The organism is Mesorhizobium sp. LMG 17147 (genome assembly GCF_024297145.1).
Classification (GTDB): Bacteria; Pseudomonadota; Alphaproteobacteria; order Rhizobiales; family Rhizobiaceae; genus Mesorhizobium.
Genome location: NZ_JANCTC010000003.1, coordinates 1 through 19,770, shown reverse-complemented (window position 1 = coordinate 19,770; position 19,770 = coordinate 1). Strand labels below are relative to the sequence as shown.

Below are 19,770 nucleotides of genomic sequence, written 5' to 3'. Positions count from 1 at the left end.
CTTTCGGGACGGTCCCAAACCGTAATCGCAAAATCCATGTCGCGACCATGTGGGCAAAATACGGCAGCGCGAGATTTCGGTTTCGAATGCCGGAAATAAAAGCACAGGGTGTTGTCGCCGTGCAACGCTGCTTCAGGTTGTGGGCGCCGGTAGGCATTTCAGCCTCCGGCCCCCGTTCCGCTTCTGGCCGAAGCAAACAGGGCAACGGCATTGGTTATGCTCTGGGTCGCCTTGTTGCGCCAATCGGCGCTGAGCAACTGCGCTTCGTCCTTGGCGTTCGACAGATAGCCGAGTTCGACCAGCACGGATGGAACGTCCGGCGCCTTCAGCACCTTGAAGCCGGCAGAACGCTGCGGGTTGTTGATCAGACCGACGCTGGTGGAAAGCTGGCCGACGAGAGTATGGGCGAAGCTCATCGAAAAATTATGCGTCTCGCGGCGGATCAGGTCGATCAGGATATCGGTCACTTCCTTGCTGTCGTCCTTGATCTCCATGCCGGCGAACTGGTCGGAAAGATTTTCACGGTCGGCAAGCGCCTGCGCCTCGGGATCGGAAGCCTTGTCGGACACTGTGTAGACGGTTGCACCGCGAATGCCCTTGAGGCTGATCGTGTCCGCATGGATCGAGATGAGCAGGTCGGCCTCATGCTGGCGGGCAATGCGCACGCGGTCGTCGAGCCGCAGGAACTCGTCCGTTTCGCGCGTCAGGAACACGTCGTATTTGCCGCTGGCGGCGAGCTTGTCGCGCAGTTCCATGGCAAAGGCGAGCGTCACGTTCTTTTCGACCGTACCGTTCAGGCCCTCGGCACCGCCGTCGATGCCGCCATGGCCGGGATCGACGACGACGGTGAAACGATGGCCCGGATTGGAGACCGGCCCGGTACCGACCCTGCCGGCCTTGTCGGCGGAGACCGTCGAGCCGGTCGTCAGCGCCTGATTGGCGAGCGCAGCGTCGAATTCTCGCTGCGAGGCCGCCGACATGTCGATAGCGATGCGGTAGCCGTTGCCGTCACCGTTCTTGAGCACGTCGAGATTGTCGACGGCGAACGGTCCCTTGCCGGTGAGAATCAGCCGCGATTTCCCCTCGCCGAGCTCGCCGTAACGCACTGCGCGGACAAGCCCGCGCGGCTTTACATCCTTGGCATTGAGAGCGAATCTCGTGGCCGGCAGATCGATGACCAGGCGATTGGGGCCGCGCAGCAGGAACCATTTGATGTCGGGCTCGCGGTCGAAATTGATGACGATGCGCATCTTGGTAGCATCGCCGGCCATCTTGTAGCTCGTGGCACCAAGCGGCGCGTCGGCAGCGCGCGAAAGCGGCGAAAAGACCAGGCAAGCCAGGATCAGCGACGGCAGGCAGACGGTGCGGAAGAACCAGCCTCCATGATGACGGCCCTTGTCTGCGAAGCCTGCCAGTCCCATCTTTCTACCAGTCGCTCCCGTTTTGGCGTCATGCCCGGCCGCTTGTCGAAGTGCCCTGTTACTTGTCAAAGTGCCGGCAGGCCGCGAACTCGATTAACGATTGGTATCCAGAGAAGGTTAACCAAGCCTTTTCATGGAAGGCTTGGGACCTGTGCTTCCGCTGCGGAACGGCTTTTTGCCGGCATCGGGAATCGGGGTTGCCTTCCAACCCGCCAAATCATAAAAGCGATGGTGGATCACTGCAATCCTGGAACCGTCCTCCTCCGCAGCTTCCTGCTACAGGTCAGACGCAAGACGGCTCCTTTCGCTTCAGGCGAAGAAGGCATCGGTGATCGCGACGATTTTCGCAGGCGTGCTCCCGTGGCGGGGGAATCGCCTGCGTGAGCAAAACGGCCGGGATTGTCCCGTGCCGGCTCTGTATGAGCAAACAAGCTGGTCCGGTTTTTCCCGGGCTTTGGTTCAAAAGGTTCTGCTGGTGACGATGGCTTCAAGCGCAATCATGGAAAGGTCCGCAACAAACCGCGCCACTACGGCTGCGGGCGGCACCGCCATGGCGCTCAGGCAGCGGCCGGCGGACGTTCAATTGTCCGGCACTCATGTTCCAGGTCCACGGCAGCGGGCATTGCCCCGCAAGCTGCGGCCGACGGCTGCCGGGAGGAAACGAAATAATGCCCAACAAAATGCTGATAGACGCCTCCCACCCGGAGGAAACACGCGTTGTCGTCGTTCGCGGTAACCGAATTGAAGAATTCGACTTTGAATCCCAGGACAAGAAGCAGCTCAAAGGAAATATCTATCTCGCCCGCGTAACGCGCGTCGAACCTTCCCTCCAGGCAGCCTTTGTCGAATATGGCGGCAACCGTCACGGTTTCCTCGCCTTCAGTGAAATACATCCCGATTACTACCAGATTCCGGTCGCCGACCGTCAGGCGCTGCTGCGTGCGGAAGCACAGGAAGCCCAGGACGAAGAGGACGAGGAAGCCGCCGAAGGCGAGGACCGCCAGAGCCGCGACCGTGGCAAGCGCGGACGCCGGCGCGGCGGTAAGAGCCGTGACCGCGGCGAGCACAGGCACGAGGCAGGCGCGTCCGACGGTGAGAGTGGCGAGAACGACGAAGGTGCCGTCGCAGAAAAGCTGGATGCCGCTACCGACAATGGCGAAACCATGTCCGACGTTACTGGACAGAGCGAGGGTGCCGCCGGACAGAGCGATGAGGTCGCCGATCGCGGCGAGACCGAGCCGTCCGAAGGCGGTTCCAGTTCCATCGCTGCCAGCGTCGATGCCGACGTAATCTCGGAAGCCGTCCCGCAAGTCGAGACAAGCGAAGCCGAGACGGGCGGGGCCGAGACAAGCGGCGAGGCAACCTCCGAAGACAATGACCGCGGCATGCTGGAAGAGGTGCAACCCTCGCATCCGGACGATCACGAGGTCGAATCGGTCGGCGCCGAAGACGCGCTGGAAGAAGTGCGCAACCGCCGCAAGCCGGTGCGCCGCCAGTACAAGATCCAGGAAGTGATCAAGCGCCGGCAGATCCTGCTGGTGCAGGTCGTCAAGGAAGAGCGCGGCAACAAGGGCGCGGCGCTGACCACCTATCTGTCGCTGGCCGGCCGCTATTCGGTGCTGATGCCGAACACGGCGCGCGGCGGCGGCATTTCGCGCAAGATCACCAATGCGCAGGACCGCAAGCGGCTGAAGGAAGTGGTCGCCGATCTCGAAGTGCCGCAGGGCATGGGTGTCATCCTGCGTACGGCCGGCGAAAGCCGCACCAAGGCAGAGATCAAGCGCGACTACGAATATTTGATGCGGCTTTGGGAAAACGTCCGCAATCTGACGCTGCAATCCACGGCCCCTGCCCTGGTTTACGAGGAAGGCAGCCTGATCAAGCGCTCGGTGCGCGACCTTTACAACAAGGATATCGACGAGATCCTGGTTTCCGGCGAAGAAGGCTACCGCGAGGCCAAGGACTTCATGCGCATGCTGATGCCGAGCCACGCCAAGGTGGTTCAGCCGTTCCGCGACACGACGCCGATCTTTGTGCGCAACGGCATCGAAGCGCAGCTCGACCGCATGCTGCAGCCGCAGGTGACGCTGAAGAGCGGCGGCTACATCATCATCAACCAGACGGAAGCGCTGGTCGCCATCGACGTCAATTCGGGCCGTTCCACCAAGGAGCACTCGATCGAGGACACCGCACTTCACACCAATCTGGAAGCTGCCGAGGAAGTCGCCCGGCAATTGAGGCTGCGCGATCTCGCCGGCCTCATCGTCATCGACTTCATCGACATGGAGGAGAACCGCAACAACCGCTCCGTCGAGAAGCGGCTGAAGGATCACCTCAAGAACGATCGTGCCCGCATCCAGGTCGGCCGCATCTCGCATTTCGGCCTGATGGAGATGTCGCGCCAGCGCATCCGTGCCAGCGTGTTGGAATCGACGATGAAGCCTTGCCCGCATTGCGGCGGCACGGGCCATGTGCGCTCCGATTCGTCGGTTGCGCTGATGGTGGTACGGGCAATCGAGGAATTCCTGCTCAAGGATTCGCGCAGCCACATCACAGTGCGGACGCCGGCAGCGACCGCGCTCTATGTGCTCAATCACAAGCGCGGCACGCTGGTGGAATTCGAGCACCGCTTCGGTGTGACCATCACCATCGAAGCCGATGATACGGTCGGTGCACAACACTATGCCATCTTCCGCGGTGCGCTGGCCGAAAAGCCGGAAGGCTTCGTCGAGGCGCGCACCTTCCCGGCCTATGTCGAGCCGGAAGAACCCGAGGACGAGATCGTCCTCGAGGAGGAAGACGAGGCACCGGTGCAGGCCGAGCAGCCACGCCCTGCCCAGCAGCCGCAGCAGCCAAGGTCCGGCGAGGACGGCGAAGGTCGCGATCGCAAGCGCCGCAAGCGCCGCAGACGGCGCGGCGGCAAGGATCGTGAACACGGGGATCGTGAACACGGGGATCGTGACCACCGGGACCGCGAACATGGCGCTGCTGTGGAAGGTGCTTCCGTTTCGGCGCCGACAGACGATGCCTTGGTAGCCGACGGCGCCCAAGCCGCCGAAGCGGAACGTGAAGCGCCGGCCGGTGTTGCCGAAACGGCGGAAGCGGCGGACGACGGTCACGGCAAGAAGCGCCGGCGCGGCAAGCGCGGCGGCAAGCGCAATCGCCGTGAAGACGGCAAAGACAGCCTCGAAGCCAGCGCCGGCGAGCCAGCCGCCATGACGGAAGGTGCCGTGTCGGAAGCAGAGCCCGTGACCGGCGAGCCGGAAGGTGCCCCGCCGGCCGAAGAGCTTGCGGTGCTTGCTCCGGCGAACGACGACATGCCGAGCGCCGAAAAGCCGAAGAAGCCGCGCCGCGCCGCCAAGCCGAAGAAGGTTGCGGCGGAAGCAGTTGCCGAGATTGCGGGCGCCGAGACATCGGCTGCCGAGGCCGCCTTCGTGGCTTCCGGCGAGACCCCCGCGCCGGTGTCGCCGGAGACCGAAGTGGCGGCTGCCGAGGAAACGCCGAAGGTCCGGCCGTCGCGGCGCAAGCCCGTACCGGTGGATGCTCCGGTCGTGCCGGTCGTCTCCTCGATCGTCGCCGACGAGGCAAAGACCGAGGAAGCAAAGACCGAGGACAAGCCAAAGCGTGCCGGCTGGTGGCAGCGGAAGGGCTTTTTCTAAGCCTTTCCGTGGATTAGCCAGACTTTCTGATTAGAAAAGTCCCGCGTCGCCGATCGGCTGCGCGGGATTTTTTTGCCCCAATTGCAGGCGACGACACTATGGTGCGAAGATCGACCAGTTCATTATCTTCGCCAGTTTTTCCAGCGCGATCGAGCCCAGCCTGGAATTGCCGTTGGCATTGAGGCCAGGCGACCAGACGGCAAGCGAGGCGACGCCCGGCACGATTCCCAATATGCCGCCGCCAACGCCGCTCTTGCCTGGGATGCCGACGCGGAAAGCGAAGTCGCCGGAGCCGTCATAGTGGCCGCAGGTCAGCATCATCGCGCCGATGCGACGCGCGCGCTCTGCCGAGACAACGGAATGCCCGGTCGCCGGGTTCTTGCCGCCATTGGCGAGGAAGCGGCCGGCCAGGGCCAGTTGCCGGCAGCTCATGGCGATAGCGCAATGGTGAAAGTAAACGCCCAGCGCCAGTTCCGGCGCATGGTGGAGATTGCCGAACGATTTCATGTAATTGGCAAGCGCGAAATTGCGAAAGCCGGTGGCGCGTTCGGACGCCGCGACCTCGCGGTCGACGATAATCGTGTCGTCATCGGCCAGGAACTGGATGAAGCGCAGGATCTCGCCGATCGCCTCGCGCGGCTGATGGCCGGCAAGCAGGATGTCTGAGACCACGATGGCGCCGGCATTGATGAATGGATTGCGCGGAATGCCGTTCTCGTGCTCGAGCTGGACGATCGAGTTGAACGGATTGCCCGAAGGTTCGCGCCCAACCCGCTGCCACAGCGCGTCGCCGACATTGCCGAGCGCCAGCGTCAGCGTGAACACCTTTGAGATGCTCTGGATTGAAAACGCCTCGTCGGCGTCGCCCGCGGTCAGCACGCGGCCGTCATTGGTCACCGCGGCGATGCCGAATTTTTTCGGATCGATCTTGCCGAGCTGGGGAATATAGCTGGCGACGTCGCCGCGATCGGTACGCTCCGCCATTTCGGTGGCGACCTCGCGCAAGGCCTGTTCAAGCTGGGGCGCCTGTTCAAGTTGAGACGCCTGTTCAAGCTCCGGCATCGTCGCCCCCGCTACTTCAGCCAGCGTTCGATACGCGCCATCGCCTCGACCATGTCGTCGTGGCTGCCGGCGTAGGAAAAGCGCATCGTGCGATGTCCCTGCAGCGGGTCGAAATCGCGGCCGGGCGTCGCCGCCACATGCGCCTCGGCCAGCATCCGGCGCGCAAACGCCATGCTGTCATTGGTGTGCCTGGTGACGTCGCAGAAGGCGTAGAACGCGCCGTCCATGGGCGCGGCCAAAGCAAAGCCGAGCTCCGGCAGGCGTTGCATCAGGAGCTCGCGGTTCCAGGCATAGCGCGCCTTCACCGCCTCCAGCTCTGGCGTCGCCTTGAACGCTTCGATCGCGGCAATCTGGGACAGCTCGGGCGGCGAGATGTAGAGGCTCTGGGCGATGCGCTCGACCGGCCGCACCAGCTCCTGCGGCAGCACCATCCAGCCGATGCGCCAGCCGGTCATGCAATAATATTTCGAGAAGGAATTGATCACCGTCACATCCGCGCCGAAAGAAAGCGCGGTCGTGTCTGGCGCCGCATAGGCCAGCCGGTGATAGATTTCGTCCGAGATTACGGCGATGCCGAGCTCTTGCGCCGTCTTGACCAGCGCCTCGAGATCGCCGGCGGGAATGACCGCGCCGGTCGGGTTGGCCGGGCTGGCGAACAGCACGCCCTTCAGAGGTTTTTCGCGATGCGCGGCTTGCAGGTGCTCGGCATGGAGATAGGCGGCGCCGTCCAACTCGATCTCGGCGATGTCGATGCCGAGCGCGGCCATGATGTTGCGATAGGCCGGATAGCCGGGGGCGGCGATGGCGACGCGATCGCCTGGATCGAACATGGCCAAAAAAGCAAGGTTGAAGGCAGCCGACGATCCGGTGGTGACGGCTATCCGCTCGGGCGAAACGTCAAGCCCGTAATGCTCGGCATAATGCGCCGCGATCGCCTTGCGCAGACCGGCGAGGCCCAGCGCGTCGGTATAGCCGATGCGGCCTGCTTTCAACGCATTGGCGGCCGCTTCGCGAACCCCGGCCGGCGCCGGATCGGAAGGCTGGCCGACGGCCATGGATACGACCGGCAGGCCGTTGGCTTTCAGCCGATTCGCCTCGGCCAGGATGTCCATGGCGTGGAACGGTTCGACCGCGCCGCGGCGCGAAAGCGAAACAGTCATTTTTCAATCCACCACACTTGTCCGCGCGTGCCGGCATGCTGGCCGCGCCGCACAAATGCCCGATTGGTGTGGGGATCACAAGTTCGGTAAGTTTTAGGCTGCCGACTTTTCATCCTTCGCCCACTCGTCTACCAGTGGACCTGCCATGTTGAGCCGACCCAAATCGACGATCGCCAGGACAGCGCGCGCCTTCGCGACGCTTGCGCTTGCCGCGGTGGTCGCCATGGCCGGCTCGGTCGATGCATTTGCGCAAAATGTGCCGGTGGTGCGCGATGCCGAGATCGAGGCGCTGGTACGCGACTACGCGCGGCCGATCTTCAAGGCGGCCGGCTTGTCGGGCGACGCCATCAACATCGTGCTGGTCAACGACCAGAGCTTCAACGCCTTTGTTGCCGGGCGCCGCATGTTCATCAACACCGGCGCGCTGATGACGGCCGAAACGCCCAACGAGATCATCGGCGTCATCGCCCACGAGGCCGGCCATATCGCCGGCGGGCATCAGCAGAAACTGCGCGAGCAGCTCGAGCGTGCCAAGACGATGGCGATACTGGCGACGCTGCTTGGCGCCGGCGCCATGGTTGCCGGCGCTACCAGCAACAGCCGCGGCCTCGCTGGGGCCGGCATGGGCGTGATGGCCGGCGGCGGCGAGATGGCGCAACGCAGCATCCTCGCCTATCAGCGCACCGAAGAGATGACCGCCGACCGTTCGGCAATCGCTTATCTCAATGCTACCGGCCAGTCCGGCATGGGCATGCTGAAGACGTTCGGCCGTTTCCAGAACGCATTGTCGCTCTCGGGCGCGCAAGTCGATCCCTATCGCATCAGCCATCCAATGCCGCAGGAGCGTATCGCCAATCTCGAAGTGCTGGTGAAGCAGAGCCCTTACGTCGATAAGGTCGACCCGCCGGCTCTGCAGCAGCGCCACGATATGATGCGCATCAAGATCGCCGCCTACATGCAAGGCCAGGCGGCGGCGTCACGATTGATGCGCAAGAACCCCGGCAGCCTCGCCTCGCGCTATGGCGACGCGCAGATGACCTATCTTTTCGGCAATCTGGCTTCGGCGCTCACCAAGACCAACGCGTTGATCAAGGAACAGCCGAAAAACCCGTATTTCCAGGAATTGCGCGGCGACATCCTGATGAAGGCGAACCGGCCGAAGGATGCTGCTGACGCCTATGCCAAGGCGGTCAGCCTCGATCCGGCGCGATCCGGGCTGCTGCCGGTGTCTTACGGCCAGGCGCTGATGGCCATCGGCACGGAGGATTCGCTGAAGAAGGCAGTGGCGCAGATCAACACCGGCCTCGGACGGGATCGCGAAAACGCCGACGGATACCGCTATCTGGCACAGGCTTACGGGGAACTCGGCAACATCCCGGCCGCCGAGCTTGCAACCGCCGAAGGGCATTTCTATTCCGGCGACTACAAGAATGCGAAGATCTTCGCCATGCGGGCGCAGCAGAGCATGAAGCGGGGCGAGCCGGGCTGGCTTCGCGCGCAGGACATTATAAACTACGCACCATCAGGTAAGAAGAAGTGAACCTTTCGGACGCAGGCTGCGACACAGCCAAAGCGAGCGGACCGGAACACGGGCAAGAGGATCGAGGATCATGACCAAGGCAATTCTGCTGGGCACTACCGGAGTGGCAGCGGCTCTCGCCATGCTGGCGTTCGGCTTCGTCGCCGGCAATCCGCAGATGGCGAAGGCCGGCACGGCGCAGCTTGCCCAGACGGCGTCCTCGGATACCAAGCTCGACCGCACCGAAGTCGAAGGCATCGTCCGCGACTATCTCCTGAAGAACCCGGAAGTGCTTCTGGAGGCACAGCAGGCACTCGAGGCCAAGCAGAAGGAAGAACAGCGCGTCGCCAGTCTCGGCGTCATCAAAGACGCCAAGGACCAGATCTTCAATTCCTCCTTTGACGGTGTTGTCGGCAATCCCAACGGCAAGGTCACCATCGTCGAATTCTACGATTATAATTGCGGCTACTGCAAACGCGCCATCGAAGACATGCGCGCGCTGACCAAGGCCGATCCGGACCTGCGCTTCGTGCTCAAGGAATTCCCGATCCTCGGCCCGGATTCGCAGAAGGCGAGCGTCGTCTCGATGGCCTTCCATTTGATGAAGCCGGAGAAATACGGCGAATTCCATAATGCGCTGCTCGGCGGCCAGGGGCGCGCCACCGAGGCGGCGGCAATCAAGGTGGCGCTGTCGCTCGGCGCCGACGAGACGGCGCTGCGCGAAAAGATGAAGGACCCGAGCATCACCGAGGCCTTCTCCAAGACCTATGATCTCGCCACCAAGCTCGCCATCACTGGAACGCCGTCCTACGTGGTCGGCAACGAGGTTGTGTTCGGCGCGCTTGGCCAGGAAGTACTGGCCGAAAAGATCGAGGCGGCGAAGGCGGCGCTCTGATTAGCGTTCGGGTTTCGATTGGGGCTGCGGGTTTCCGGCGCGGGCCGTTTTCCGGCTGTTGTGGACGGCGAAAGAACGCACTTGCGCTCTTTTCGCCAGCGTCTATGCCCATTATAGAGGGTCCGGCGCGCCGGCTTAGCCGCGCCGGGAAAGGTCGGCATTTTTTGAAAACGGTTTTCGTCCTGAACGGCCCCAATCTCAACGCGCTCGGCAAGCGCGAGCCGGGCATCTATGGCGGCAAGACGCTTGCCGCGATCGCCGACGACTGCAAGCAGGCAGGTGCCGCACTTGGGCTGGAGATCGATTTCCGCCAGTCGAACCATGAGGGCGACCTCGTCGACTGGATCCAGGAGGCCGCCGACAAGGCCGCCGCAATCGTCATCAATCCGGGCGCCTACGGCCATACCTCGATCGCCATTCACGATGCCATCCGCGCCGTCGCGCCGCTGCCGGTGGCTGAGGTGCATCTCTCCAACATCCACGCGCGGGAACCATTCCGCCACGTCTCCATGGTCGCGCCGGTCGCCGTCGGCATGATCTGCGGGTTCGGGCCGCTCGGCTACACGCTGGCGCTGCAGGCGCTGGCTGCACGCCTATGACCGGCCAACAAACAGAAGGCTCGAAAATGTCGATAAAGAAGAACGGTGTTGACCAGCAGCTGATCCGCGATCTGGCGGGCATACTGAACGACACCAACCTGACCGAGATCGAGGTCGAGCTGGGCGATCTGAAGGTGCGCGTCTCGCGGCAGGCGCCGGCCGTCCATGCTGTCGCCGCAGCGCAGCCGGCCCACGCGCCGGCAGCCGCGCAGCCGGTGGCAGCCGCCGCGCCGGCGGCGCCCGACGTGTCGAAGAACGCCGTCGCCTCGCCGATGGTCGGCACAGCCTATCTGGCGCCGTCGCCCGACGCCAAGGCGTTCATCGAGGTCGGACAGAAGGTCAAGGAAGGCCAGACGCTGCTGATCATCGAGGCGATGAAGACGATGAACCAGATCCCCTCGCCCCGCGCCGGCACGGTGACGGCGATCCTGTTCGAAGACGCGCAGCCGGTCGAATATGGCATGCCGCTTGTCGTGATCGAGTAGAGCCGGGAACAGGCGAAAGATGTTCCAGAAAATCCTCATCGCCAATCGCGGCGAAATCGCCCTCAGGGTGCTGCGCGCCTGCAAGGAGCTCGGCATCCAGACGGTGGTGGTGCATTCGACCGCCGACGCCGACGCCATGCATGTGCGTCTCGCCGACGAGAGCGTCTGCATCGGCCCGCCGCCGTCGCGCGACAGCTATCTCAACATCCACCAGATCGTCGCCGCCTGCGAGATCACCGGCGCCGACGCAGTGCATCCCGGCTACGGTTTTCTGTCGGAGAACGCCAAGTTCGCCGACATCCTCGCCGCGCACAACATCACCTTCATCGGCCCGACCGGCGACCATATCCGCATTATGGGTGACAAGATCGAGGCCAAGCGCACGGCAAAGCGCCTCGGCATCCCCGTGGTGCCCGGCTCCGACGGCGCGGTCACCGAGGACAAGGAAGCCAAGCGCATTGCCGCCGCGATCGGCTACCCCGTGATCATCAAGGCGTCGGCTGGCGGCGGCGGGCGCGGCATGAAAGTGGCGCATAGCGAAGCCGACCTGGAGGTGGCGCTGCAGACGGCACGCTCGGAGGCGGGTGCGGCCTTCGGCGACGACGCCGTCTACATCGAGAAATATCTGCAGAAGCCGCGCCATATCGAGGTGCAGGTGTTCGGCGATGGCGCCGGGCGCGGCGTGCATTTCGGCGAGCGCGACTGCTCGCTGCAGCGCCGCCACCAGAAGGTCTGGGAAGAAGCGCCCTCGCCGGCGCTCAATGCCGAGGAGCGCGCGCATATTGGCGGCGTCTGCGCCAGGGCGATCGCCGATCTCGGCTATTCCGGCGCCGGCACCATCGAATTCCTCTATGAGGACGGCGAGTTCTATTTCATCGAGATGAACACGCGCCTGCAGGTCGAACATCCGGTGACCGAGGCGATCACCGGCATCGATCTCGTGCACGAGCAGATCCGCGTCGCCTCGGGCGGCGGGCTTTCGGTGCGCCAGGAGGATATCCGCTTCCACGGCCATGCCATCGAATGCCGCATCAACGCCGAGGATCCGCGCAGCTTCACCCCCTCGCCAGGCACCATCACCCACTTTCACACGCCGGGCGGCCTCGGTATCCGCGTCGATTCCGGCGTCTATTCGGGCTACAAGATCCCACCCTACTACGACAGCCTGATCGGCAAGCTGATCGTGCACGGCCGCAACCGCGTCGAGTGCATGATGCGGCTGCGGCGCGCGCTCGACGAATTCGTCGTCGACGGTATCAAAACGACGCTGCCGCTGTTTCGCGACCTCGTTGGCAACGCCGACATCGCCAATGGCGACTACGATATCCACTGGCTGGAAAAATACCTGGCCGAAGGCGAGTGATACAGGGGCGAAGCGATGACCCGTCCCTACGCACCCGGTTATCGCATCCCGACCGACCTTTTGCTCAAAGCCTATGCCTCCGGCGTCTTCCCGATGGCCGAAAGCGCCAATGACCCCGAAGTATTCTGGGTGCGGCCGGAGACGCGCGGCATCATTCCGCTCGACGGGTTCCACATACCGAAAAGCCTGAGAAAGACGATCCGCAAGAACCTGTTCGAGTTCCGCATCGATTTCGACTTCGAGGCGACGATCGAGGCCTGCGCCGAAAGGCGCGAGGAACGTCGGTCGACCTGGATCAACGCGCCGATCCGCGAAGCCTATATCGAGCTGCATCGGATGGGCCATTGCCATTCGGTCGAGGCCTGGCACAACGACCGGTTGGTCGGCGGGCTCTACGGCGTATCGCTCGGCCGCGTGTTTTTCGGCGAGAGCATGTTCGCCAGGGAGACCGACGCGTCAAAGGCCTGCCTGGTTCACCTCGTCGAACGCCTGAAGGCGCGCGGCTTTGCACTGCTCGACACCCAGTTCACCACCGAGCATCTCAAACGCTTCGGCGCAATCGACGTGCCGCGCGGCAAGTACGAGAAGATGCTGGCCGAGGCGCTGAAGGGCGAGGCGGTGTTTTTTCCATAACCTGGAGAATGGTTCATCGTTTTTCACAGAATTCCGGACGGAAACCGTTCACTTTCGTGGAATTGCTCTAGCGGCCAGTCAGCTTTTTGCTGCCGTCACAGCGGCGTCTGTGCGTGGAACATCATCTTCCAGCCATTGACGCGGTGGACATAGCCAGTGCTGACCAGCGCCGCATAGGCTTCGCCATTTTGCCGGGTCGCACGCGCCTCGTAGGTCAGCATGACGATGTCGCTGCCCGGCTCGATGATGCCCTTGAGGTCAATGTCGAGATCGCGCCAGCGGTTCGGGTCCGTGGCGGTTGCGGCCAGATCGGAATTGCTCATCACCCGCGCCATCTGCGGGAAGGCCACCAGGCATTCGGTATCGGCATTGGCCTTGAAGTAGTCGGCGTCGCCGCTCCAGAATCCCCTTTCGATGTCGAGAAGTTCGTTCTTGTTGGCCATCATCATGGCAACCTCCTCCGTGGAGAGGCACCAACGCTCGGGCAACGCGGCGGTTCCGCAGGGCGCGCCCGCTGACAGATTCTAGTTGGTTTTGGGGGCGGCGGGTGCCGGCACGTCGGACTTCTGCTTGCAGCCCTTCAGCCAGATATCATAGACGGCATGCTCGACGGCGTTGATCCCGGGGCTTTCGGCAAACATCCAGCCGGTGAAGATACGGCGTATTTTCCGGTCGAGCGTGATCTCGTCGACCTCCACGAACGAATCCGTCTTCGGCTCTTCGTTTTCGGGCCGCGAATAGCAGATGCGCGGCGTCACCTGCAAAGCGCCGAACTGCACCGTCTCGTCGATATAGACATCGAAGGTGATGATACGGCCGGTGATCTTGTCGATGCCGGCGAATTCAGCGACGGGATTGGTGAGGCGTTCGGATACTGCCGGTGCTGCAGGCGCCACCGACGCGTCAGGCGCGGGCGGCGCCAATTCCTGCGCAGCAGCAAGCGTCACCATAGAAGCGAGAACGACCGCGGTTAATCCGCCCGTCAAAATTCGGCTGAACATGCTCATGCAAGGTCCGGTGGTTTGCGCCCGGGTGATTCTCTTAACGCCAAGGCTAGTTGCTGCTGTCGGATCAGCAAACAGCTAAACAGTAATTGTGGCGACAAAGGACCGCCCCGTGGGGACCGCGCCCTTGGGGACCGCGCGCCTGTCGCGGCGATCGATCACGAACCGGGCGTCCAGGCGTCGTAGTCGCCCGTCACCTGCGGACGATGCCGGTTGGTCAGCACCGAGCCCTTCGGCCGATAGGCTGCGGGGCTGCCGGTGAGGTTCGGCACATGCGGCTTTTGCCAGTCGCGTGGCTTGTAGTCTTCGCTTGGCGGCGGAACGTCTACACGGTGATGGATCCAGCCATGCCAGCCGGGCGGAATCGCCGAGGCTTCCGAATAGTCGCGGTAGATGACCCAGCGGCGGGTGCGGCCTTCCGAATCGACGCCGCCCTCATAGTAGACGTTGCCGACCTCGTCCTGCCCGACCTTCTTGCCATGCCGCCAGGTGTGAAAGCGCGTTCCCAATGTCTGGCTGTTCCACCAGGTGAAAAACTGCAGAAGGAAAGTCTTCATCCAAATCCTCGTGGCAAGTCCTTGTGGCAAGTCCTCGCGGCGGCTGCGGCGCCTGTTCCTGCTTATGGCGTCACGGCATTGCGAAGGCAAGGGTCTTGCCGCAAGCGGCGAGCAAATGGCTGACGGAAAAGCGATACGTTCATGCTATTTTCGCGGCCGTCCGAAGCAGACGAAATAAGTTGTTGGCAACCTTACGCAGCGTTATTCTAACAGTTGATGCTTCGTTGCCTAGGACGGCAAATGAGAGGGGTTTATGTCATCGCTGGCGCGCACGGCCGGTCGCGCATTGCCGCAGGTCGTTGAGGCGATCTACGATTCGATTGCCGACGTCGACCGCTGGCAGGCGACACTCGAGGCCATCTGCAATCTGGCGGAAGGCCGGCTTGCCATGCTCGCCGTCATCGACACCATCAGCAGCTCTGCGCGGTTTTCGGTGTCCTGCGGCGATCCCGCAGTTCTTGAGCCGTTGAAGCATGACTACGGCTCGCAAGTACCGTTCTATGCGGCGGTTCCCAAGATGGAGATCGACGTGCCCTTCACGGTCGATTCGATCTACGCCCTGCAAGGCCCGGATACACGACAGAGATGGCTCGAAAGCCGCATCGTGCGCGAATGGGTACAACCCAACCGGCTGGACGATTTCTTCTGGGTGGCGTTGATGAAGCGGCCGACCCGGATCGGAACGCTGATGGTGGTGACCGACAAGGACAGGCGCCAGATTTCCCGCGAGGATCTCGAGCTTGTCTGCCTGCTGGCGCCGCATGTGCGGCGCGCAGTGACCATCGGCGACCTGTTCGAGGCCGAGCGGCGAAAGGCCGAAATCTTCCGCTCCATCATCGAAAGCCTCGACCATCCGGTGCTGATCGTCGCCGAAGACATGACCATCATCTTCGCCAACCCGTCCGCCGAAGCGCTGCTCGCCGAAAACATTTCGGTCGCTTGCGTGCGCGGACAGCTGTCCTTCACCTATGCCAACGCCAACGCCGCGATCGGCCGTGCCGTCCAGCTCGGCACGCGCGACGAATTCGCACTCGGACCTTGCGGCATCAACATTCCCCTGGCCAAGACGGCCGTTCCGGCGGTGGCCCATGTTATGCCGCTGGCGCGGCGTGAAATCTCGGCGCGCATCTCGCAGCGGGCCGCCGCAGCGATCTTCATCGCCGAGGCCGGTTCGACACCGACCCCAGCGCTGGACGCCATTGCGGCGCTGTTCGGACTGACCGCGGCAGAAAGGCGAGTCGCCGGTCACGTTGCCGCCGGCCTGACGCGACGGGAAATCGCCGCGGCCGGCGGCGTCTCGGACGGCACCGTCAAGTCGCAGCTGGCGACGATCTTCGACAAGACCGGCACCGGCGATCAGCGCGAGCTCGAACTCTTGATGCGCGAATTGTCACCGCCGTTGCGCTCCCGTTGATTTGCGCAGATTCTCGAACCGGCGGTGGTCCAAATGACTCGGCCGGTAAGTTTTTCAACCTTTGCCACCATCGTCCGCAAAATCTGGGAAACGAACCGGCATCGTTGCAATTCGGCCAAAATCGTGGTGCGGTCGTTCGCGGTCCAGAAACGCAGCACTCTGCTCGGCTGGAAAGAAAATGGTTTCTGGCGCGGATCTCAATCTTTGACACCGACATCTACCGAGCGGCTGCTCCCCTACCTCTTTTTGCTTGGGCTGATCGTAATCGCAGTCGCTTTCCGGCCACTGCTGCCCGTCGACGAAACGCGATATCTCAGCGTCACCTGGGAAATGTATCTGAGCGGACAGATCTTCGTCCCGACGATGAATTTCGCGCCCTATCTGCAGAAGCCGCCGCTGCTGTTTTGGCTTATCGACCTTGTCTGGAAGATTTTCGGCGCCAGCCGGCCGGCCGCGATGCTGGTCATCTTCGCCGCCTCCTCGCTCGTTATCTGGCTGACGACGGCTTTGGCAAAGACCCTGTTTCCGGGCCGCGACGACATCGCACGGCGCATCCCCTGGCTGGTTGCCGGAAGCTGCGTGTTCGTCATCTATTCGACGCTGATCCTATTCGACCTGTTGCTGACGGTCTTTGTGCTCGCCGCGCTGTTGTCGTTGATTGCCTTTGCCCGGAGCGGCAATCGCTGGCAGGCCGTTCTGGCAGGGCTGTTCATCGGCATGGGCGTGCTGACGAAAGGTCCGGTGGTGCTGATCCATATCGGCGCGCCCATCCTGTTCTACCCGTTCTGGCGCGACCGACGGGCGGGACTGACGACACCGAACTTCCTCGCTGGAGTGGGCTTGGCAGTGCTCGCCGCGCTGATTCCGGTGGCGATCTGGCTGGTGCCGGCGACGATCCTGACAAAGGGCAGTTTCGTCTATGATCTGGTCTGGAACCAATCGGCGGGGCGCGTCACCGGCAATTTGCGCAATTCGCACGGCCGGCCGTTCTATTTCTATCTGCTGCTGCTGCCGGTCATGTTCATACCGTGGATCTTCATACCCGAGGTCTGGCGGTTGAAGCTGCGCACGCGGATACGCAGCCTGATCGAGACGAAGTCGCCGGATCTGCGCGCCTTGCGCCTGCTGTCGTTCTCGTTCGTTGCCGTGTTGTTGGCGTTCAGCGCGATATCCGGCAAGCAGCCTCACTATGTCGTGCCGATGTTGCCGTTCGTGACCATCCTGTTCGGGTATTTCATGGCGGAGATCCCGCTCGCCAGGCTGAAAAGCTCGGCCGTCGTCATGCTTGTCATTTTCGGCATCGGCCACGCGGTGGCATCGGCAACCGCGTTCAAACGCTATGACCTGACGCCGCTCGCCAACTTCATAGACGAGCGAAAGGATGCGGACTGGGCTGTGGCTTTCGACTATCAAGGCGAAGTCGGCTTCCTGGCCCGGTTGCAAAGGCCGTTCGAAAGCACCGACAAACCTGAAGAATGGCTTGGCTCGCATCCCAGCGGCTATGTCATCGACAAGGTTTCCAAGGATCCCGGCACTGCAGGGCAAATCGCGTTCCGGCTTCGCGTCGAACGCGGCTATCTCGTCGTGCTGAAGGGACAGCATTGACGATCGTCACCGGTATGCGAGTTCGTCCCCCGCGCGGGAGATGAAGGCGTTGCTGCTTCGTGGTTCCATCGCTCGATAGAACCGGGAGGTATTCATGCGCAAACTCATCTCGACGACGCTTTTTGCCTTATCACTCGCTGTGGCCGGCCTTGCCGCCGATCCGGCATGGAGCTTCAAATGTCAGTCCGGAACGATCGGGCAAGGCAGTTGCTCCTGCTCCGGGACCGCCGACTGCACCGATATGCGGCATTCCAAAATGTGCAAGGGCGACCTGAACTGCGGTTCGGGCAAGTGCTCCTGCACGGCTGCATTGGTAGTCGACCCCGGCCCGAACACCCCCAAGCCCAAGGTCGTCGCGCCGAAGGCGACAACCAAAGGCGTCGTGAAGCAGTAGATGTCCCGATCCGAAAGGACGGCGGCTCGACGTCGCTGGGCCGGCCCGATGTTTCGCCGTTCATCCCCCGTGCGGGCGATGAACCGCCATCGAAGAAGTGCTGCTGTCTAGCCGGAGGGTGGTTTCCAACGACATAGCGAGGATACCATGTTGAAAACCTGCATGATGCTGTTCTTCTGCCTGATGGCGGCCACCGCGGCCGCCCAGCCGCCGCCTTCGGGGCCGCCGGTTCCCAGTGCGGCATTTGCCCCATGCAACGCCACACAATCGAACAGGCCCTGCAAAGCCGAACTCGGCGTGTTCCTGATCACCAACACCGTCCGCAACCTGGCGCAAGCCAAGGTCGACGCCACCAACGCACAGCTGGCCGCCCAGGGACGATCGTCACGCGCATCGATCGAATCGCTGAAGCAATGGCGGCCGTCGCGCTTTGCGACGCAGATGCTGAACCAGCCGAACAGCTGGTTTGTCAAAGTTCCTTACATCCTGACCATCAAAGTCTCGATCCCTGTGACCTCCGACCGCCACATCGGCATTCCCATAGACGTCAACGTCTTCTGCAGCGGCTGGCAGACCGATTCCAGCCAGGTCATCATCCGCTCGCAACCCGGCCCGGCGAGCTTCGAGGGCGGCAACATCCTCGAGGACGTTTTCAACGTCGGCAATTACATCGACGCGCAGGTACGCAACTCGTTTTCGGCACCCCTACCGGTGACGACGCCGGTTCCAAATTCGAAATGCTCGGCAATAGACGGCTCCGATGCCGGCACGCAGGCCACCGGCGATGATCTCATCTTCTGGACGGTGCCGCGGCGCAATCTGGTGGTGACGGACGCCGTAGCCAAGCCGACGGTTGAAGTGACCTTCGACAGCCTCACACGCCTGCCAGCCCGCGACTTCCACAACAATGTGGTCTATGCGGAATCCGAGGCTATAAACCTCAACGTCTACGCCAACGAGGACGGCCTTCAGAAGGCGCTGACGATGCGCGAAGGCGACGCGGCTGCGCTGAACCTTCCCGCGGTACGGCTCGACGCGCGAAAATACGATTCGCTGGTCGTCATCGGCAATGTCGACCAGCCGCCGAACGATCCCAGAGGCAGCGCCTTCGCAGTAGCGGCCAAGACTGCGGGATTCGATGCCGGTTCCAAGATCATGCAGATCCCGAAGTGGTATTCGAGGCCGCCGGACCAGTTCAATCCCAAGCCTACATGGATCAGAGTTCCCGCCTATGAGCTGCACTATACGGTACGCTATCTCAACAGCGGCGAGCTGGCCGTCGATGGTGGAACCAGTACGGTCCGGCCTCCAAAAGTCGCCGTTCCGATAAAGACGCTTATCAAGCCGAAAACGCCCTGACGCGGCCGCTCGCGGATGACGGCGGCGGTTCAGACCGCTGCCGCCATCCCCCGCGCGGCCGACGCGGCAGCGCCGGCGTCATGGCCTTATCTTGCGGGAACAAACGCGCCGCTGCGCCGCGAGCGAGCGGCGCCATCGATGGAGACGCACGATGCTGCACTTTCCCCACACCATGCCCGCCGTCCGGATCATCGCGGCAATCTCGCTGCTTGCTTTCCCGAACTTCCTGCCGCCTGTCACGATCCCGGCGAACGCGCTGCCGGTCAGCCAATCCTGCCGGATCACCACCTATTACAAGACGGCGGCAAAGGCGACGGAGGTTGGCGTGCGCTCGACGTGCCAGGGCGTTAAAAAATGGGGCGTCACCTCGAAATATTACGAGGTCGAAAAGATCGAAGCCGCTACGCCCCCGCACACGTCGGGGGGCGGCGGCAGCCTGCCGTGCGAGTTTCTCGCCGCCGGCTGCTCCAACCTGCCCGTGAAACGCAACTGAGCGCCAGGCGAACGAGCTAGAGCGTCGGACATTCAGGTTGAATCGCGAAGGATTCCGCTAACGTCGGGTTTGTGATTCACTTCCTTAAGGAGGTGATTTGCCATGCCCAAGCCCTATTCGCTCGATTTGCGTGAACGCGTTGTGCGGT

18 protein-coding genes are annotated in these 19,770 nt (G+C 62.8%); 12 read left to right on the top strand and 6 right to left on the bottom strand.

The features are described 5' to 3' along the window. Positions 1–158: 158 nt before the first annotated feature. Positions 159–1,421 (bottom strand): N-acetylmuramoyl-L-alanine amidase, encoded by a 1,263-nt coding sequence (locus NMG46_RS07615; RefSeq protein ID WP_254817101.1) that lies wholly within the window; start codon positions 1,419–1,421, stop codon positions 159–161. A gap of 668 nt (positions 1,422–2,089) precedes the next feature. Here NMG46_RS07615 and NMG46_RS07610 point away from each other — a divergent pair. Continuing rightward, positions 2,090–5,080, top strand: a complete 2,991-nt coding sequence (locus tag NMG46_RS07610) for a ribonuclease E/G (RefSeq protein ID WP_254817100.1) — start codon at positions 2,090–2,092, stop codon at positions 5,078–5,080. Between the two features lie 96 nt (positions 5,081–5,176). Here the strand turns inward: NMG46_RS07610 and NMG46_RS07605 are convergent, their stop codons facing one another. Beyond that, a complete protein-coding gene (locus NMG46_RS07605; RefSeq protein ID WP_254817099.1) occupies positions 5,177–6,142 on the bottom strand; it encodes a glutaminase in 966 nt (321 codons plus the stop codon). Between the two features lie 11 nt (positions 6,143–6,153). After that, positions 6,154–7,302, bottom strand: a complete 1,149-nt coding sequence (locus tag NMG46_RS07600) for a pyridoxal phosphate-dependent aminotransferase (RefSeq protein ID WP_254817098.1) — start codon at positions 7,300–7,302, stop codon at positions 6,154–6,156. Between the two features lie 145 nt (positions 7,303–7,447). Between NMG46_RS07600 and NMG46_RS07595 the strand changes: the two genes are divergently transcribed. The 6 genes from NMG46_RS07595 to aat all read left to right on the top strand — a co-directional run bounded on the left by NMG46_RS07595 (position 7,448) and on the right by aat (position 12,796). Continuing rightward, positions 7,448–8,842: a M48 family metalloprotease gene (locus NMG46_RS07595; RefSeq protein ID WP_254817097.1), complete on the top strand. Its 1,395-nt coding sequence runs from the start codon at positions 7,448–7,450 to the stop codon at positions 8,840–8,842. Positions 8,843–8,912: 70 nt separating this feature from the next. Next, positions 8,913–9,716 (top strand): DsbA family protein, encoded by an 804-nt coding sequence (locus NMG46_RS07590; protein ID WP_254817096.1) that lies wholly within the window; start codon positions 8,913–8,915, stop codon positions 9,714–9,716. A 164-nt stretch (positions 9,717–9,880) separates the two neighbouring features. Next, a complete protein-coding gene (gene aroQ, locus NMG46_RS07585; protein ID WP_031211260.1) occupies positions 9,881–10,315 on the top strand; it encodes a type II 3-dehydroquinate dehydratase in 435 nt (144 codons plus the stop codon). 26 nt (positions 10,316–10,341) lie between these two features. Beyond that, positions 10,342–10,800 (top strand): acetyl-CoA carboxylase biotin carboxyl carrier protein, encoded by a 459-nt coding sequence (gene accB / locus NMG46_RS07580; RefSeq protein ID WP_254817095.1) that lies wholly within the window; start codon positions 10,342–10,344, stop codon positions 10,798–10,800. A 19-nt stretch (positions 10,801–10,819) separates the two neighbouring features. Beyond that, the gene (gene accC, locus NMG46_RS07575; protein ID WP_254817094.1) at positions 10,820–12,163 is read left to right on the top strand and encodes an acetyl-CoA carboxylase biotin carboxylase subunit; all 1,344 of its coding nucleotides are present in this window, start codon (positions 10,820–10,822) and stop codon (positions 12,161–12,163) included. 15 nt (positions 12,164–12,178) lie between these two features. Next, a complete protein-coding gene (aat, locus tag NMG46_RS07570; protein WP_023674821.1) occupies positions 12,179–12,796 on the top strand; it encodes a leucyl/phenylalanyl-tRNA--protein transferase in 618 nt (205 codons plus the stop codon). 95 nt (positions 12,797–12,891) lie between these two features. Here aat and NMG46_RS07565 read toward each other — a convergent pair whose 3' ends face one another. The 3 genes from NMG46_RS07565 to NMG46_RS07555 form a co-directional block, all read right to left on the bottom strand. After that, entirely contained in the window at positions 12,892–13,242 is a 351-nt protein-coding gene (locus tag NMG46_RS07565; protein ID WP_254817399.1) for a hypothetical protein, read from the bottom strand. A 78-nt stretch (positions 13,243–13,320) separates the two neighbouring features. After that, complete coding sequence (locus NMG46_RS07560) at positions 13,321–13,803, bottom strand: DUF2155 domain-containing protein (RefSeq protein WP_254817093.1); 483 nt, start codon at positions 13,801–13,803, stop codon at positions 13,321–13,323. A 155-nt stretch (positions 13,804–13,958) separates the two neighbouring features. Further along, positions 13,959–14,357, bottom strand: a complete 399-nt coding sequence (locus NMG46_RS07555; RefSeq protein ID WP_254817092.1) for an NADH:ubiquinone oxidoreductase subunit NDUFA12 — start codon at positions 14,355–14,357, stop codon at positions 13,959–13,961. Positions 14,358–14,610: 253 nt separating this feature from the next. Between NMG46_RS07555 and NMG46_RS07550 the strand changes: the two genes are divergently transcribed. From NMG46_RS07550 to NMG46_RS07530, 5 genes are all read left to right on the top strand, one after another. Beyond that, positions 14,611–15,771, top strand: a complete 1,161-nt coding sequence (locus NMG46_RS07550; RefSeq protein ID WP_254817091.1) for a helix-turn-helix transcriptional regulator — start codon at positions 14,611–14,613, stop codon at positions 15,769–15,771. 204 nt (positions 15,772–15,975) lie between these two features. Next, positions 15,976–17,376, top strand: a complete 1,401-nt coding sequence (locus NMG46_RS07545; protein ID WP_254817090.1) for a glycosyltransferase family 39 protein — start codon at positions 15,976–15,978, stop codon at positions 17,374–17,376. A gap of 94 nt (positions 17,377–17,470) precedes the next feature. Beyond that, complete coding sequence (locus NMG46_RS07540; protein ID WP_254817089.1) at positions 17,471–17,770, top strand: hypothetical protein; 300 nt, start codon at positions 17,471–17,473, stop codon at positions 17,768–17,770. 147 nt (positions 17,771–17,917) lie between these two features. Next, complete coding sequence (locus NMG46_RS07535; protein WP_254817088.1) at positions 17,918–19,129, top strand: hypothetical protein; 1,212 nt, start codon at positions 17,918–17,920, stop codon at positions 19,127–19,129. A 151-nt stretch (positions 19,130–19,280) separates the two neighbouring features. Continuing rightward, on the top strand, positions 19,281–19,622 hold the full coding sequence (locus NMG46_RS07530) for a hypothetical protein (RefSeq protein ID WP_254817087.1): 342 nt from the start codon (positions 19,281–19,283) through the stop codon (positions 19,620–19,622). Positions 19,623–19,770 lie beyond the last annotated feature (148 nt).